We start from the raw sequence: 17,108 nt of genomic DNA on the forward strand, positions 1-17,108 counted from the left end.
GAAAATAACTATAAAAATGATATAAGTGCTAGACAAGTTATGTTTAAAATAACTATATTTAGCGGGTAGAAAAAATAATAAACAGATTTTCAATTTAAAAATTAATTCCGTGAAATCTTCTAATAATAAGGCTTACAAGCAAAAAATTACTCTTCACTTGGCGGATTACAAAAAATATGTTCAATAAATACTACGGCGGATTTTTTGGATAACGCTATATATACTCCTAAAATACGATGTTGTTTGAGATGAGAGTTGATGGTATTATCATTAAACCACCACACAACATAATAAAGGTTGAAAATTCATATTGTCTGGGGGGTGTTACCCCTCATTAATTAGCAAGTATGACAAATATCGAAGTTGCACAATAAATAAGTAAATCTTGGAAAAATTTTAGTAAATTTAACTGATAAATCTGCTATATTAGCAGGTGGCGTTAACTGCAAAAAATAGTAGAAATACAAATGGTATTTTAAATGCCTCAAAAGTAAATATTTTTTGTAGTAGTCTAAAAAATTTTAAAAATTTCCCGGAAATGATTTCGTTATTAAAGTAGTAATTTATACGGACAACAACCCAAAAAAGTTAATTAAATTAGGGGTTGAGAAAGTTAGAAGAGGACAAATCTGCATCTACCAATAGCTATACCGAGACTTAAAAGCAGCGATCGCTATTGATAATTTGGGAAATTTATCTAGGCGTCTGTTGATGGATGCTTATTCTCTGTCAACATCCAAACATCATCCGTTATTGATTACTTCTCCCAAGCGATTAAACAGCTGCAAAAAAGCCAGTGTAGTTTGTAAGTCTGAATTGAAACACCAAAAATTGCAGAGACCAAACTAGTTTACTTTACCCAAGAGAACTAAAAACTATGAATCAAGACATTGCTAGTATTAGTAGTAACTTAGACAAGACAATGAAGGCTCAACAATTTGATAAAGTAGTTGAAGCAATTTTGGCTGGAAAGTATTCCTGGGCGTGTGTTTTAATGCTGCGATTTGCTGGTTATAATCCTCTTCACTACATTCCATATCGGACTTATAATCGATTGTTGAAAGAAAACTCTCAAGCAAGCAGAGTCAACCAACAGCAAAATGAAAACATAAAATTGCTCAAACAGCCCAACGATTCCAGAACTGATAGCAATGTATCATCAAATTGCTTAACCAAAATTAAAGACATACCTTATCTTGAAGTAGTGGGAAAGCAAAAAACAGAAATCCGTGGAAGTAGTTTAGATCGCAGGCTAGCACAGTAAATTAAAGAACATCAATCCAATCACAAATAAAACAGAAAGTACTCAAAACATCTATTTGAGATACTTGAAATGGAATTAAAAAATATTTTGCATCAATAGATTGTGCTTGAGACTTGATTCAGTCTCTCAAATTCTGCCATGTCATTTTTTAATGAGTGGCAGATTTTTCATATATAGTAATGCTATTTTAATACTTGTCGCTTAAGGGGAAAAGGGCAAGGGGAAAGGGGAAAGAAAAAACCTTTACCCTTTACCCTTTAACCCCTTCGGGGTTCGCCAGTCGCTCATGGGGGAAACCCCCAAGACCGCGCTGGCTCACCTTTTCCCAAAACCAAATTCCGAGTTGAAAATGCACAAAGCGAGCAGTATTGAATGCTATTTGAGTTGCGAACAATATCGGTGTTGATTGTTGACTGTTGAGTGTTAACGGTTAACAGTCAACAACCCTAATATGTAATATTTCACAAATTATTTGGGATTGCTATAGGAGTCTCCAAAGCGGGGAGAAGTTTGAAAAAGGGTTTTTGGGAATGTGTTAAATTGACGTTCAATAAGTTCAAAATCAAAATCAATGACTATAAATATGCCATTTTGGCAGATTTATACCGACAAAATTGCTAAACTAAAAATGATAACTTTAATCAAAATAGAGGTGACTGGCAAGCAAGGTAATTTAAAAAATAAAATCAATCATTAGTTTTCAACATGAAATACATCAACTGATTATAAAAATAATCAGCATTTCATGTATTAAATAATTCTTACACCAAGACCAACTATAGAACCGTTGCTACTGGTGGTTCTTTTTCCGAAAAAGCTCAAGCAAAGAGAATTTGAAGAGGTGGCTTCCCCCAAACCAAATTTTCTTAACCTTTCACCGAGTTGCAGACGGTGGGAGTGGTGCTGATAAAGCTTTTTATCTTGTGGTTGATGTTGCTTTAGTTAATAAAGCGAACGCTTAGCATCAATATCAAAAACGGAAATAGAAAAGTTACGGTGAAAATATTGTCTTGGCTGGTAGAACTAGTGGCTTACTTGCTTCTCTTTCGACTATTGTAATCCTAGTCCTCCCAACCTGGATTATTTATAGTTTATAAACTTCAATTTATATTGCAATGCCTGGAAGTTCTAAACTTAAATAGCTTCCAGTTTTTTATGAATAAAAATTCAGAATTCAGGAGTCAGAATTCTGTATGAGTCATGACTAATGTTTCTTTCCAATAAAAATAGGTCGGGCAATTAATTTGCCTAACCTAGATTTTATAAAATATGGTCAATGGAAAAATGAATTAAACTTTCGCCAATTCTGGAGTAGGACGCTTGCTATTGCGAATTGCTGTAATAGCCTGTGCATAGTCATTGGTGTTAAATACAGCGGAACCAGCTACGATGGCATTGGCTCCCGCTTCCAAAACTTGCCAGGTATTATTAGCCTTGAGACCTCCATCCACTTCAATCCAAGGATCGAGGCCGCGTTCGTCGCATAATTGGCGCAGCTTTTGGATTTTGGGCAATACACCAGGGATAAAGCTTTGACCGCCAAAGCCAGGATTTACGCTCATAATCAATATTAAATCGCACAGATCTAGAACGTATTCAATTAACTCTAGAGGAGTGCCAGGATTAAGTACTACTCCAGCTTTTTTACCAAGTTCTTTAATTTGGCCTAAAGTGCGGTGCAAGTGTGGAGAAGCATTGTGTTCTGCATGAACAGAGATGATATCAGCACCTGCCTTAGCAAATCCTTCTACATACTTTTCTGGTTCCACAATCATCAAGTGGACATCTAGTGGCTTGGTTGTAACCGGACGAATTGCCTCCACAACCAGAGGGCCTATCGTAATATTGGGTACAAAACGACCGTCCATTACATCAACATGAATCCAGTCAGCTCCAGCCTCATCTACGGCACGAACTTCGTCACCCAGACGACTAAAATCGGCTGATAAGATAGATGGAGCAATTACAATGGGCTTTTGAGATGGGTTTTGGGTCATGGCTAGTGGGTTTTTAAGCGTCCTCGTCTGTAATCATTGTAACAAAATATTGAGCCGCATATTATAACTTTGATCCCAGGTTTTGGGGGGTGGGGAATGGGGATTGATGAGGGAGATGGGGAGACTTGTAGGGGAGCCGTTGGCGCAGCCTCTCGCAGAGAAGTATGGGGAGACAAGGGAGATGGGGAGATAAATTTTTCCCCTGGAGCCTCTTGTGCCCAATGCCTCATGCCCAATGCCCCATGCCCAATAACTAATGACTAATGACCAATGACTAAATAACAAATGACTAAAAAACTAACTTGGATAATTTGGGGATTGAGTGCTTCGTGTTTGAGTGCGCCGGTGATTGCTTCAGTTTTAGAGTCTCCCTTGGGAACTAACGGTATTGATGCTATCAAGCTACACCAAACTCCTTATAATTTAATCGGTCGCAAGATTGCTATTGGTCAAGTAGAAATCGGTCGGCCGGGAATGTTTGGTTGGGATAAGGCGGTGTCTAAAAACCGCGCTATATCTTTAGCTGCGGTGTTCTTACGCAATGGGCCAGCTAAGTCTAATAGCGGTGTTGACTCCCATGCTTACAATGTTGCTGGTGTGATGGTAAGTCAAGACAAAGGCATACCAGGAGTTGCTCCGGGAGCGCGACTTTATTCGTCTGCTGTCGGCTCTACTAAAAATATGGGTCAGCCAGAAGAGTGCTTGTCGGCACAGCATATAGCACTGCAAAATAGTGGTGATGTCCGTGCAATTAACTTTAGTTTTGGCGAACCTCTGAGCCGCGATCCTCGACCACAGGCGGCTCTAGATGGCAATGCTTTGTTAACTTTATGTGTTGACTGGTCTAGTCGCGTTCATGATGTTTTGTATGCCATTGCTGGCAACCAAGGAAAAGGTGGTATTCCCATTCCTACAGATAATTTTAACGGAATGAACGTGGCTTTTTCATCCCGCAGGGGGGGAGTTTTTAATAAAGTAGATGTTGCTAATCTGGCTGGTGTCAATCAAGGAGCCACTGGTCGGCTAGCTGGGAAAGAATTTAATATTGGTGGGCGTCGCGCTATCAGTTTAGTTGCTCCTGGTAGTAACATCAATTTACTTAATGCAGATGGCAAATTGAACAAGGTTACAGGGACAAGTTTTGCAGCACCTCAAGTGACTGCTAGTGTTGCTTTGTTGCAGGAACTTGGCGATCGACAGTTGCGAAAAAAACAACATCATTGGAGTACAGATTCTCGGCGTCATGAAGTGATGAAAGCTGTATTACTTAATTCAGCAGACAAAATCCAAGATAGCGGAGATGGTTTGCGTTTAGGAATGACTCGGACATTAATTGATAAACAAAATCAAGATTGGCTGGCTTCTGATGCTTACAAAGATCCAAAGATTCCTTTGGATGCTCAAATGGGAGCAGGTCATTTGAATGTGTTTCGCGCTTATCAGCAATTTAATGCTGGTCAATGGCAACCTTCAGATGTGGTACCTTCCATTGGATGGGATTATCGCACAATCGATGTTGGAGGTTCTGTTGATTATTCTTTAGCGAAACCCTTAAAACAGGGTAGTTTTGTAGCGATTACTCTGAATTGGGATCGATTGGTAGAACTCAATGATAGCAATAAGAATCAGCAGTATGACGTGGGGGAAAATTTTCGCGATCGCGGCTTGAATAACCTCGACCTCTACTTAGTAAAAACTGATGCTAAAAAAGATGATGGTGTTGTTTGTTCTTCAATCAGTCAAATCGATAGTGTAGAACATATTTTTTGTCCCGTTGCTGCGGCTGGAAATTACAAAATCCGCGTCCAGTTTCGTCAAAAGCTCAATGATGCAACTCAACCTTATGCTTTAGCTTGGTGGACTGTACCCATTAATTGAAGTAGGAACGGACAACTACACACAAAACTTAGGCAATAGGGAATAGTTAAAAGCTATTGTCAATTGCCCCTGTGTAAATAATTCTGTAGGGTTACTTATTTGGTGATTGCGTAGTCTACAATACGTTTATAGATAATTAGCCAATGTTGGTACAAATCAAAATTGGTGATAATTCCTTTGCACAGTCGCCTCAAGCAGCAATTTGGAATTGGCAATCTGAAAATTTGTGTTTAATTTCTCTGACCTAATTTTTTGCTGTTACAAAAACTGTAACAGTGCCATTCTTCTATGACAGCAAGTGCAATAGTTAATCATTGACATGGCTTTACGTCAACCCTGAGACACAGATTAACAATCTTTGGCAAGTGAGGTAGGAGAATGAATCGGCAAAAATTTACTGATGTGAAAGAAAATTTTCTGCAAAGACGTTACGGGGTTAGTCTTGGCAGACGTTATGTTTTGGCCGCTGCAAGTGTTGTTCTCTTTGGTGTATTAGGGTGTTCTCAGGTCGATAATAATAAAAGTGCCCTTGCTCAATCTAGTTTACCCCAGCCAGAAACCCCATTGGAAAAAAAAACAGTTAAGACTGATACTAAAATTATTCAGTCAAATAATAAGTTTGGTTTCCAGCTTTTTTCAGAAGTTAATAAAAATGATGGTGGAGAAAAAAATGTTTTTATCTCACCTTCGAGTGTAGCGATCGCTTTAGCAATGACCTACAATGGCGCTAGTGGTTCGACTCAACAAGCAATGGCAAAAACCCTGGGACTACAGGGCATGAGTTTGTCAGAAATTAACTCTGGATACGCAGCGTTATTAAAGCAAATTTTAGATAATGCCGATGCGAAAGTGCAACTCAAAATTGCTAACTCCCTTTGGGCAAATCAAGAGGTAAAATTTCAACCAGACTTTCTGCAAAGAACCGAAGATTTCTATCAAGCCAAGGTCAGTAATTTGAACTTTAAAAATCCTACAGCCATCAATAATATCAATGATTGGGTAAAGGATAATACTGCTGGCAAAATTAATAAAATAGTCGAAAAAATTGAACCCAATCAAGTTTTGTTCTTGATTAATGCCATATATTTCAAAGGTAATTGGACTAACGAATTTGATAAAAATCAAACTGCTGAATATCCGTTTTATATCACATCTGGCAAGCAAAAAAAACACCAGATGATGTCACAAGAGGGTGATTACAAATATTATGAAAATCAACAATTTCAGGCAGTGAGTTTACCTTATGGTAAAGATGGTAAAGTGAGTTTTTATATCTTCTTACCCAAGGAAAACTCTAATCTCAAAGCCTTTTCTCAAAGCTTAAATGTTGAGAACTGGGAAAAATGGATGACTCAGTTCAACAAACAAAAAGGATTTATCCGTTTACCCCGCTTCAAAACGGAATACGATATTTCACTTAACAATAGTTTGAAAGCTTTAGGTATGGAAGAAGCTTTCAGCAACAAAGCCAATTTTTCCGGCATGGGTCAAAATTTTGCCATTAGCCAAGTTAAGCATAAAACTTTTTTGGAAGTGAATGAAGAAGGCACTGAAGCGGCTGCAACTACTTCTGTCGGAATAGTAGCAACATCTTTAAGACCAGAGCCAGAACCATTCCGCATGATTGTCGATCGCCCCTTCTTTTGTGCCATCAGAGATAATCAAACAGGAAGCATTTTGTTTATGGGTTCAATTGTTGAGCCATCTTGATGCAGCTACCCTTAAGAAGTTGTTTGAAAAGTGATTGACTGTGATTTGAATTACATTTTTCTCCCCCTTAGTTCCCACTTATAAGGGGGGGGAAACTAGAAAAAACCAGCTCCCTCCCCTTTCCAAGGGCAGGGTTAGGAAGGGGTAAAAAATATTTTTATACATCAATCATGACTTTTCAAACATCCTCTTAAAAAGTTGTTTTAAAAGTTTTTGAGTGTGAATTTAAGCACTTATTGATACCCTTTTACTCCCTTTTAAAGGAAAATTAAAATTAAACTCCCGCTTTTTAAGAGAATTTAGGGTATCTAAAAGTATTTGATGCATAATTCAGGGCTTTTAAAACATCCTCTCAGGATGAGAAAGTTTTTTCGACTTCCTATTTTCTATTCCTCAGCTTCACTTAGCAATTTTAAGTTGCTGAATATCAAGGTAATGTTGGTTCTGAAATGCTGAGAGGGTTTTTAGCATCAGTTTCCGGAGGTTGCTTTGGTGCAACCGACGCAGTTATTTCTCCTGTGGTGTCGTCTTCGGTTTCACTAGTGAACCCTCCAATCCGCACTGCACTTAAAATAGTCTTGATGACAACAGCTGTGGGTACTGCAACAATTACACCTAAAAGCCCACCAATTCTTGCGCCTGTTAAAACTGAAATTAACACCCAAACCGGGTTTAAACCAGTAAAGCTACCTAAAATTCGCGGAGCAATTAAGTTTTCGAGAATTTGTTGTACGATGACAGCCGCAATCAAAACTTTCACACCCATTGAAAAATCTTGCAATGCTACTAATAATGTAGTCAAAGCAATGCCTACAGAACCACCAAAGGGCACGAGAGCCATGATGCCAATAGTTAAGCCAAATAACAAGCCAAACGGCACTTTCAGCCACAAAAAACTTGGAATCATGGCTGAAGCCATACAGGTAGATAAAATTAACTGGGTGATGAAGAAATTTTGAAAGCTCAAGCGCACGGTTTTAGAAAACGGATCTCGAAATCTAGCAGGTAGCCATTCCACCAGACTTTGCCAAAGTTCGCCTCCATGCTGTAAAAGATAGAAAGTCAAAACCATCGTCAACAAAAAATCTAGCAGACTGGTAAATGTGACTACAGCCAGATTTAAAACTTGTCCAGCGATGGCTTGCAATTGTCCTTTGACGCGATCGTTAATTTGCACTACCAACGCATCGAGGTTGATGGGTAAACCGAAAGTCTCAGCTTTTTCGTTTAGAATCATCAGCTGAGACCGTCCAGAGTCAATTAATTCTGGCAAACGAGCCACTAGTTGCTGCGCTTGGGTGAGGGCTAAAGGAAAAAGTGTCACACCCAATGCTAATAAAACCGATAAAGCGAGGAGAAATACTAAAATAGCAACTTGCTCTCGCCTTGCACCATGATGCTCCATCCAGCTTACCGGGTAGTTGAGCAGAAATGCTAGCACCGAGGCTCCGACTAAAATGACTATGAGAGAATGGAAATAATTAAAAAATACCGAAATTGCCCAACCATTGAGAACTAGCAGCGGAACGAATAACGCGATCGCCGTGATTCGCGCCATTGGTGTAAATGTCTGCCACCAGTCAAGTAGCTTACGTGTCTGCATTTTCAGCTGATTGCGGAATAGAACAAGATTAAATCTTTCTTTACAGTTTATTATCTCTAACTATACGAGTCTTATTCATCCTTCTAGTTTAGGAGTTAGACTAAGCCCAATGGAAAATTGTCAAAAAAGTCTGGGGAGATGAGGGAGATGGGGAGATGGGAAGATGGGGAGATCGGGGGAGAAGGAGAGAAGGGCACAAGGAGACAAGGGGGACAAAAAGACAAGGGGACAAGGGGAATAATAACTCCCCAGTCAACAGTCAACAGTCAACAGTCAACACTCCCAATGCCCAATGACCAATACTCCATACCCAAAATACAGCTAATTTTATATTTAATTCCGATTATCGGTTTTTTTCCATCTTTGTGGACTCTCTATCGCCGCCAAGGTGGTCGGGAACAACTCGCTATTAGTCGTCTGTCTATTACTTTGGCAATTACTTGGCTGTTGGGATATTCATTATTGACTACCGGAGCAGCAACTTCAGATTTTTTTACACTACGTTTATTTATCCTCAATAGTTTTCTGACATCAGGTTATTTTGTAGTGAGTATCTGGTTGATTTTCCGTCTCATACAAGGCAAATCTGGGCGTTTACCAGGATTTAGTAGTTTAGCAGAACGGGTGGTTGGCAAGTACTTATCTTAATTTTTGGAAGTGAAAATTAACGGTAATTCTACTGAGATTAAAAAAAATTACGATTGATTTCTTCATACTATCTAGTCAAATCCAGTTTATTATTGCCATACTTCAGTAAAACATCTCCAGATTTACCCAAAAGAAGGAAAAATACTGCTATAAGTGTTGTGGTTGACACTGCATTAAAAAAGTGAACACTAATAATTAAGAGTTAGGTATTATGGGTTGATTTGTCTTTCGTATTTTAGTCTGCAAATTTACCGAATTTGATTAGTGAGTAAGTGTGAGGAAGTCTGTGACCATTCAAAGAAGTTCGGCAGAAGAAAACCAATCGGGAAAAGCCTCAAAGTCCGTGAAAAAAATTCCCCACAACTCGAAATCCGGACGTTGGCTGTGGTTTTGGGTGGGTATGAGTGGGATTGCAATGGTGTCGGCAACAGCAGGGGCGTTGTTGGCAGTTTCTTTGACTAGTACGCCTTTGCAGCAAGCCCAACTCAGCCCACAGGATGAAGCGGTGTTTGATAGCGATCGCATTTCTGGAGGCGTGTTGCGATTTTCAGAATTAACTCGCCCGGTTAATCTGTTAGTTATGGGTATGAGCGTATTACCGCCAGATATCCAAAACCCTCCTGAAGAAACTAAAAATCTGAAATACCTACCCCAAGTCAACTCCTTTGATGGTCTTTCTGATGTGATGCTCTTGGTCAAATTCGATCCAGAGACGAAAAAAATAATTATGCTCTCCATTCCCAGAGATACACGCACAGAAGTAGAGGGTTATGGAGTCAAAAAAATTAATGCTGCCAATGTCGATGGCGGGCCAGCTTTGACAGCTAAAACCATCAGCAATCTCTTGGGTGGCGTCGGAATCGATCGCTATGTCAGAATCAACGTTTTGGGAGTTGGCAAACTCATTGATGCTTTGGGTGGTGTAACAGTTTATGTCCCCAAAGATATGAAGTATCAAGATGATTCCCAGCACTTGTACATCAATTTGAAAGCAGGTAAGCAGCATCTCAACGGCGATCAAGCACTACAATTACTACGTTTTCGTCATGACGAACTCGGAGATATTGGTCGGATTCAGCGCCAACAAATGGTAATGCGTGCTTTGATGGATCAGACTCTCAACCCCGCCACTGTGGCTCAATTGCCTAAGGTTCTTGATGTCGTAAAAGAACACATTGATACTAACTTGACAGTTGAAGAGCTAGTGGCACTGTTGGGTTTTGGAGTGCGGACAAATCGCTCCAACATGCAAATGCTCATGCTACCTGGTCGCTTTAGCGAAAAGAATGAGTTTGACGCTAGCTATTGGTTACCCAGTAAAAGGGGCATTGCTAAACTCATGACTCAGCACTTTGGTCTGGAGTCAGAGGAACAACAGCAACGGCAGATGGCCGATCCACGTTCTTTACGTGTAGCAATTCAAGATAGTACAGGTGGCGATCGCTCCAATCTCCAACCATTAATTCGAGCTTTGGAAAAATCTGGTTATCGCAATATTTACATAGCCAAGGCATGGGGTGAACCTCTGGAGGTAACTCACATCGTCGCCCAACAAGGAGATGGTGACAGTGCCGAATCCATTCGCAACACTTTGGGATTTGGAGAAGTGCGTGTGGAAAGTACTGGGAACCTTGGCTCGGATATCAGCATCCAAGTCGGTCAAGATTGGTTACAACAAAAATCTATTTTGGAGAATTCCCTCACACCCTAAAGGATATGGCCCCAGCTGACACTCAATTTTTGTAGTTCTTGGAGTTTAGCTGCTACCACACCACTGGTGAATAATTCTTCTGCCTTAGCTAAAGCCTCTGGTATATTTGGACAAATTCCACTGCGCCATAGGTAAAATCCGCCATTCCATAAAGCGGTTTGCATTAATTCCCCTGGTTTACCTGCCAAAACCTCTCGAATATCCGCTAACAGTTCTTCAGTAGTTCCAAGGGGTACGTTTTTGGTGGAAAAACCATAATCGCGCGGTACTAAGTGCAATCGTTCTATCTCTTGGGATGTTACCAATGAAGATAAGCCAATGATTGCAGTGCGATCGCGTGGTAAGTCACAACTACCTTCTAATCCCTTCACTAATGTAAATTTTGTTACTTTCCGTAGTTCTAAGGCTATCTGAAACATCCCTTCAGTGGGCGGATGAACAAACCCGGCAATTACGTGAGCATCTCCAGCATAAGGACACCAAATTAACTCCATTGTTGCCAAAGGCGGACGTTTACCAAGTTGGGCGCGGTACTCCCAAATACTTGTAGTTAAGGGGAAATACTGTGGTAGATAAATAAAGCCGATTCCCGTTTGTGCAAAAACTTGCTGGGTTTTAGTTAAAGGTAAGGCAGTCCAATCAACTCCTAAACCCTGCCAAATATCTATTAAAGGTAAACCATACTTAGTTGGCAGGCGATCGCCACCGTGCATTATTACTGGTTGTCCAGCCGCAGCGAGTAGTAAAGCTATCACCGGACTAATTGGTGCAGTACGCGTTCTGCCATCGTAAGGGACACCAAAAACCATCACCGGACGTTCACAAACAATGGGTTGCAGTTTGGGGCCGAGTTCATCGTAAGCATCCAACATTCCCGCTAACTCTTCCCCCGTAGGACGCTTGATTCGATGAGCAATTAAAAACGCTCCAATTTGCGCTGGTGTCGCCTCACCCAGCAGCATCATTTTAGTAGCGGTGGCTGCTTGGGCACGAGTTAAATTCTCCTTTGTGTGATTCCCACTACCTACTTTCTGCACAAATTCCCTAAATATATTGGTCATTGGTCATTAGTCCTTAGTCATTGGTCATTTGTCCATTGTGCTTTCTGATCAATAACTAATCACACTTAAAACTAAACTAAAAAGTTTTTCCAAACAGGGATATCTGGGGTGGACTACGCCTGTGCTAATTCAGTTTACGTAGTTTAAAGTCTTATATAGTACATACTGTATAATTATTTCTTCAGAAGATAAGCAATAATCAAATAATATCTAGATTCAGGGGTTGGGGTATGAAGCACAACACAGAGGACACAGCTAACGAACTCAAGCTCAAAGCCTCTCGAAATCAAGTGATCGTGGCTCCATTACCAGACCCGATCGCCAAAAATATTGAAGCGATTATTTCACTTCATACCCAGGAAGTTCGAGATATTCCCACCCACCGGCGGATACTAGAAGCGATCGCTACATTCTTTGGGCGATCGACATTTCTGTATAGTTTGCTAGTCATACTGGCTATCTGGATTTTTGGCAGTTTTTTTGATGGCTTTTTGCCATTTCATCTACCCTCGTTTAGCTGGTCAGGTCAAGGCTTAGATGCAGCGGCATTGGTGATTTCAACTGGAGTGCTGGTGCGACAAACTCGCCAAGAAAACTTTGCCGAACAGCGGGCACAATTGATGCTACAGCTTAACTTGCTCTCCGAGCAAAAAATTGCCAAAATTATTGCTTTATTAGAAGAACTGCGTACCGATTTGCCTAACGTGATAAATCGGCATGATTATGAAGCCCAATTGATGCAGGAACCGGCTGACCCGATCGCAGTCTTGGAAGCACTCCAGAAAAACCTAGCAGAAGAACTGTCATCCACAGAAGGAGACAAGTAAGTCAATCACAGTTCTTTAGAAACTTTTTTTACCTCTTGAGGGAGAAGCACAAAACATCAATTCAGTTTTAGTCTTGATGATGACAATTAAATTTAACAATATATCTTCCCAGAGGGATACACATGGCTCAGCTGAATGGTGTAATGATGCAGTTTTTTCATTGGTACATCCCTCCCGACGGGAATCTTTGGAATGAGTTTAAAGAGAAAGCCCAAGAGTTAGCTGATGCAGGTGTTACATCTGTTTGGTTGCCCCCAGCTTACAAAGGAACAGGAGGTGGCTACGATGTCGGCTATGGGGTCTACGATATGTACGATCTCGGCGAATTTGACCAGAAAGGCTCGGTTCGCACAAAGTACGGCACAAAAGATGAGTATATTGCTGCGATCAAGGCGGCAAAAGCCGCTGGCATTCGAGTCTATGCTGATGTTGTCCTTAACCACAAGTTAGGTGCAGACGAACCCGAAGAAGTGGAAGCAACGCCTTATAATCCAGAGGATCGCCGCCAGCCCATTGGTGAAATGCAAAAGATTAAAGTGTGGACTCACTTTACCTTCCCCGGTCGCCAGGGTAAATACTCCGATATGGAATGGCACTGGTGGCACTTCGACGCAGTTGATTACAACGTTTACAACGAAGGTGAAAATGCAGTTTATCTGTTCAAAGATAAACATTTTGACGACAACGTAGACCTAGAAAAAGGCGCTTTCGACTATCTCATGGGGTGCGATCTGGATATGGAGAGTCCAGAAGTGCGCGAGGCATTGAATGACTGGGGTGAGTGGTTTGTAGAAACCACTGATATAGACGGCTTTCGTTTTGATGCTGTTAAACACGTTAGAGCTAACTTTTTTCCAGAATGGCTCAATCACTGTCGCCAAAAGGCAGGTCGGAATCTCTTTGCCGTTGGTGAATATTGGTCTTATGAAGTTGAAGCGCTACACCATTTCATTAGCCTCACCGGCGGCGACGTGCTGTTGTTTGATGCGCCATTGCACTATAACTTTAGCGCTGCCAGCAAACAAGGCAACGACTACGACATGCGGCAGATATTTGATAACACCTTGGTACAACAACAACCTGCTTTAGCTGTCACCTTAGTTGATAATCATGACTCTCAACCCTTGCAATCGTTGGAGTCTGTAGTAGAAGGCTGGTTCAAACCATTGGCTTATGCATTGATTTTACTACGAAGTGAGGGTTATCCCTGCATCTTCTATGCAGATTACTATGGCGCTCATTACAAAGATAAAGGCCCAGACGGCAATGAGTATGAGATTTGGCTCGATAGTCATCAATGGATCATTGATAAATTTTTGTACGCTCGTCAAACCTATGCCTATGGCGACCAATATGATTATTTCGATCATGCCAATACCATCGGCTGGACACGCTTAGGAAATGAAGAAAATCCTGGCGGGATGGCTGTTGTTCTGAGTAATGGGGGAGAGGGGACTAAGTGGATGGAAGTTGGACAACCCAACAGCACTTACATTGACATCACCGAACATATCAGCGAACCCATCACAACTAATGATGAAGGCTGGGCTGATTTTCGATGCGGTGCTGGTTCCGTTTCGGTGTGGGTTCCAAAGTCGTAGTCTGGGTTTTATGATGGGTGGCAGCGATGGCGTATCCCCCAGCTTGATAGCGATCGCTGTTTTGTTAAAAACTTTTTGGTTGACTGACTTAACAAGCCGATCGCTGCTGGTCAATTTGTAATGGGATATTTTCTAGTACGAGTTGCCAAAAGTGCTTGATGGGAGGAATTTGCAGACGGTCTTGAGTGGTAACCATTACTACCCGACGAGTGAAAGTAGAATTATCTGGTAAGTTACCAATACCATTGCTAGCTAGAGAACGAATGGCTAGGGTGGGGTCTTGGCGTGCTTCTACTAATGCTGATTGAGGTAGTAAAGCTATCAGTTCCCCTTGGCGCACCACTCCCCGAAAGGCATCTAGGGTGTTTACCTCTAAAGCTGCTTGGAGTGTAGCTTCCATTCGCTCAAATCTATCTTGTACTAAACGTTGCATCCCATAACCATCTTTAAAAACCACTTGGGGATAACGAATTAATTCTGACCAAGGAACTAATTCATATTGGGCTAAAGGATGATTAGCTGCGGTGAGAACTTCTATAGGTTCATCATAAAGTACTTCTACTACCATTTCTCTACCAGTAGTTAAAAAGCGATTATTCATCACAATTGCTAAATCTACTAATCCATCCTTGAGGACTTTCAGGGCGCGATCGCTTCCCAATGATGTCACCCGCAATTGCACATCTGGATAATCATGACAAAACTTTTGTAACACTGGTGGTAAGTAAGAACCGCAAACTGAGTGAATAGCCGCAATGCAAAGTTCTGGCTGTTTTCCAGCTATTAAATCGGCTAATTCTTCGGTAGCAGTCTGCCATTCTTGGCAAATTTTGCGGACGCGAGGTAGCAAACGTTCACCTGCTAGGGTTAATTTGGCATGGCTTGTTCTGTGAAACAGTTCTATTCCCAAATCCGCTTCTAATGCTTGGATTTGACGGCTAATGGTCGATTGCGTGACACCACATGTTCGCGCTGCTTGTTGAAAGCTGCCGGTTTGGGCGATCGCTAGAAAGGCTTGCAACTGCTCTAAGCGCATTTTTATGTAGCCTGCATTACATTATATCGGTTTCATTAAGTTAATGGATTTTCCCCCACAATTTAGTAGGGTTTGTTACAGGTCTTTTTTTCGGATTTACATTTGTTTCAATCAGTATTTACTACTTTTCTGGTTAATTATCAGCTTTCCACGGTATTTTTCAGCAAATATCGCCAAAAAAGACTTAACTACTTTTTTCTGGAATATCTTAAATTTTAGATAAACTTTTCAATTCATTATGTTATGCGGCAGATTATGAGGTCTGAATCCAGCCCTAATTTTGGAATACTTCACTCTGTAGAACTAGGAATTGCTGAGAGACCTTTGAAGAGAAATTTTGCTTGACTCTGACTTGCCCCATCAGATAATTTACCACTCCGCCAGAGCGATCGCTATTCCTTGTTGCAAATCTGGTGTTAGTGCAGCGTTATTGACTAACTGTTGCAATTGTTGATGTGCAGCTTCTCGATCTAGATTTTTCAGTGCAGCGATCGCATGTAGTCTCACTGATGCATTAGAGTCAGCTAGCAGCGAAATTAATGGTTCAATTGCCTCGATTTTGCCCAACTGTCCTAAAGATAAAGCGATGGCACTTTTGATATTAGGGATTTTTGTAGCTAGATGTTGGGATTCCAGTATTTGCAATAAAATTTCTGCGGCTGGTGTTGTTAGCTGGGGCTTTTGTACTCGCCCTAAAACTGTCACAATTTCTTGCCATATTGTTTCTGATGTACTTTGATAAAATGCTGTTTGTAAATATTCCAAGCTTGATGGTGTGTTCATCCAACTTAAAGCGCGGATAGTTTCTAATTGCAGCGTTATCGGTGTCTGGGGTGAAATTAGCAAATCAAATAAATGTTTAGCAGCCTCATCACAACCCATACGAGAAAGGGTAACGACTGCTGCACAACAAACATCAAGGTTAATATCGTAAAGCTTTGGTTGTAGTCTCGTCACTAAATCCAATGCTTGGCGTAAGTCGGGGCGAAAACCTAAACCAACTACTGCTGCACGTCTAACTGTAGCGGCTACATCATCCAAAGCATTAACCAAGATTGGTAGTACGCGTTCATCGTCCAAGTTAGCGAGGGCTTCAATTGCAGCAGCGCGAATTAGTGGTTGTGGATCTTGGACTACACTTAACAACGGTGCAATAGTTTCTGTTTGGGGAATACAACAAAGCGATCGCACTGCCAAAAGTCGTGTATCTTCATCTTTTAGGAGTTCTGTGAGGGAAGTAATAGCAACACTACCCATTTGTCCTAGTGCTGTTGCGGCAATTTTTTTCAGTTCTTCATCCGCATCATTTCTCAATAATTCTACTAAAGCTGTAATAGCATCTGGGTGCTGAAACTCCCCTAAAGTCCTGGCTGCATACCAACGTAATTCTTCCTCTGCGTCTTCATCTTTTAATATTTCAATCAGTGGTGGAATGGCAATATTTCCCAAGTTAATTAATATCTTAGTAATTTCCCAGCGTTGCTGAAAATCTCCCGTTTCTAACATTGAAAGACATAATGAGAGCAGATATTCTCGATTTTTAACTATCTCTGGATGCTGAGAATTCACCCCTAAAATTAATTGTTGTAAATATTCAATTAGCGATGACCAATCAGCTGCATTATATGAGGTCTCGACTTGTGTCAAAAGCTCGTTGATGTTGTTCACAATTCTAAAAGTGAGTGGGGAATGGGGAGATGGGGAGATGGGGAGATGGGGAAAAGGTTAAGGGGAAAGGGGAAAGGGTAAAGGGGAAAGGGGAGATAGAAAGA

12 protein-coding genes are annotated in these 17,108 nt (G+C 41.0%); 7 read left to right on the forward strand and 5 right to left on the reverse strand.

Going from position 1 to position 17,108, the window contains the following annotated elements; translation table 11 throughout:
- Positions 1–877: 877 nt before the first annotated feature.
- A complete protein-coding gene (locus GNE10_RS19000; RefSeq protein ID WP_099071668.1) occupies positions 878–1,264 on the forward strand; it encodes a HetP family heterocyst commitment protein in 387 nt (128 codons plus the stop codon).
- Positions 1,265–2,553: 1,289 nt separating this feature from the next.
- Here GNE10_RS19000 and rpe read toward each other — a convergent pair.
- On the reverse strand, positions 2,554–3,261 hold the full coding sequence (rpe, locus tag GNE10_RS19005) for a ribulose-phosphate 3-epimerase (RefSeq protein WP_185566505.1): 708 nt from the start codon (positions 3,259–3,261) through the stop codon (positions 2,554–2,556).
- A 285-nt stretch (positions 3,262–3,546) separates the two neighbouring features.
- Between rpe and GNE10_RS19010 the strand changes: the two genes are divergently transcribed.
- Together GNE10_RS19010 and GNE10_RS19015 are read left to right on the forward strand one after the other, a co-directional pair.
- Positions 3,547–5,139, forward strand: coding sequence for a S8 family serine peptidase (locus GNE10_RS19010; RefSeq protein WP_185566506.1), 1,593 nt, complete (start codon positions 3,547–3,549; stop codon positions 5,137–5,139).
- Between the two features lie 378 nt (positions 5,140–5,517).
- A complete protein-coding gene (locus GNE10_RS19015) occupies positions 5,518–6,849 on the forward strand; it encodes a serpin family protein (protein ID WP_185566507.1) in 1,332 nt (443 codons plus the stop codon).
- A 427-nt stretch (positions 6,850–7,276) separates the two neighbouring features.
- Here GNE10_RS19015 and GNE10_RS19020 read toward each other — a convergent pair whose 3' ends face one another.
- On the reverse strand, positions 7,277–8,452 hold the full coding sequence (locus tag GNE10_RS19020; protein ID WP_185566508.1) for an AI-2E family transporter: 1,176 nt from the start codon (positions 8,450–8,452) through the stop codon (positions 7,277–7,279).
- A gap of 285 nt (positions 8,453–8,737) precedes the next feature.
- Between GNE10_RS19020 and GNE10_RS19025 the strand changes: the two genes are divergently transcribed.
- Together GNE10_RS19025 and GNE10_RS19030 are read left to right on the forward strand one after the other, a co-directional pair.
- Positions 8,738–9,100: a hypothetical protein gene (locus GNE10_RS19025; protein WP_185566509.1), complete on the forward strand. Its 363-nt coding sequence runs from the start codon at positions 8,738–8,740 to the stop codon at positions 9,098–9,100.
- A gap of 286 nt (positions 9,101–9,386) precedes the next feature.
- Positions 9,387–10,811 (forward strand): LCP family protein, encoded by a 1,425-nt coding sequence (locus GNE10_RS19030; RefSeq protein WP_185566510.1) that lies wholly within the window; start codon positions 9,387–9,389, stop codon positions 10,809–10,811.
- Here GNE10_RS19030 and GNE10_RS19035 read toward each other — a convergent pair.
- Complete coding sequence (locus GNE10_RS19035; RefSeq protein ID WP_185566511.1) at positions 10,808–11,872, reverse strand: anthranilate phosphoribosyltransferase family protein; 1,065 nt, start codon at positions 11,870–11,872, stop codon at positions 10,808–10,810. The genes GNE10_RS19030 and GNE10_RS19035 overlap by 4 nt on opposite strands.
- A gap of 230 nt (positions 11,873–12,102) precedes the next feature.
- On the opposite strand from GNE10_RS19035, the gene GNE10_RS19040 reads away from it, so the two are divergent.
- The gene (locus tag GNE10_RS19040) at positions 12,103–12,699 is read left to right on the forward strand and encodes a DUF1003 domain-containing protein (protein ID WP_185566512.1); all 597 of its coding nucleotides are present in this window, start codon (positions 12,103–12,105) and stop codon (positions 12,697–12,699) included.
- Positions 12,700–12,821: 122 nt separating this feature from the next.
- Positions 12,822–14,300, forward strand: a complete 1,479-nt coding sequence (locus GNE10_RS19045; protein ID WP_185566513.1) for an alpha-amylase — start codon at positions 12,822–12,824, stop codon at positions 14,298–14,300.
- 88 nt (positions 14,301–14,388) lie between these two features.
- On the opposite strand, the gene GNE10_RS19050 is transcribed toward GNE10_RS19045, so the two are convergent.
- Positions 14,389–15,336, reverse strand: coding sequence for a LysR family transcriptional regulator (locus tag GNE10_RS19050; protein ID WP_185566514.1), 948 nt, complete (start codon positions 15,334–15,336; stop codon positions 14,389–14,391).
- Between the two features lie 369 nt (positions 15,337–15,705).
- Positions 15,706–17,007 carry a HEAT repeat domain-containing protein gene (locus GNE10_RS19055; protein WP_185566515.1) on the reverse strand — a complete coding sequence of 434 codons (1,302 nt, stop codon included), beginning with the start codon at positions 17,005–17,007 and terminating at the stop codon, positions 15,706–15,708.
- Between the last annotated feature and the right edge of the window lie 101 nt (positions 17,008–17,108).

This window comes from Nostoc sp. 2RC (genome assembly GCF_014222165.1).
Classification (GTDB): Bacteria; Cyanobacteriota; Cyanobacteriia; order Cyanobacteriales; family Nostocaceae; genus Nostoc; species Nostoc linckia.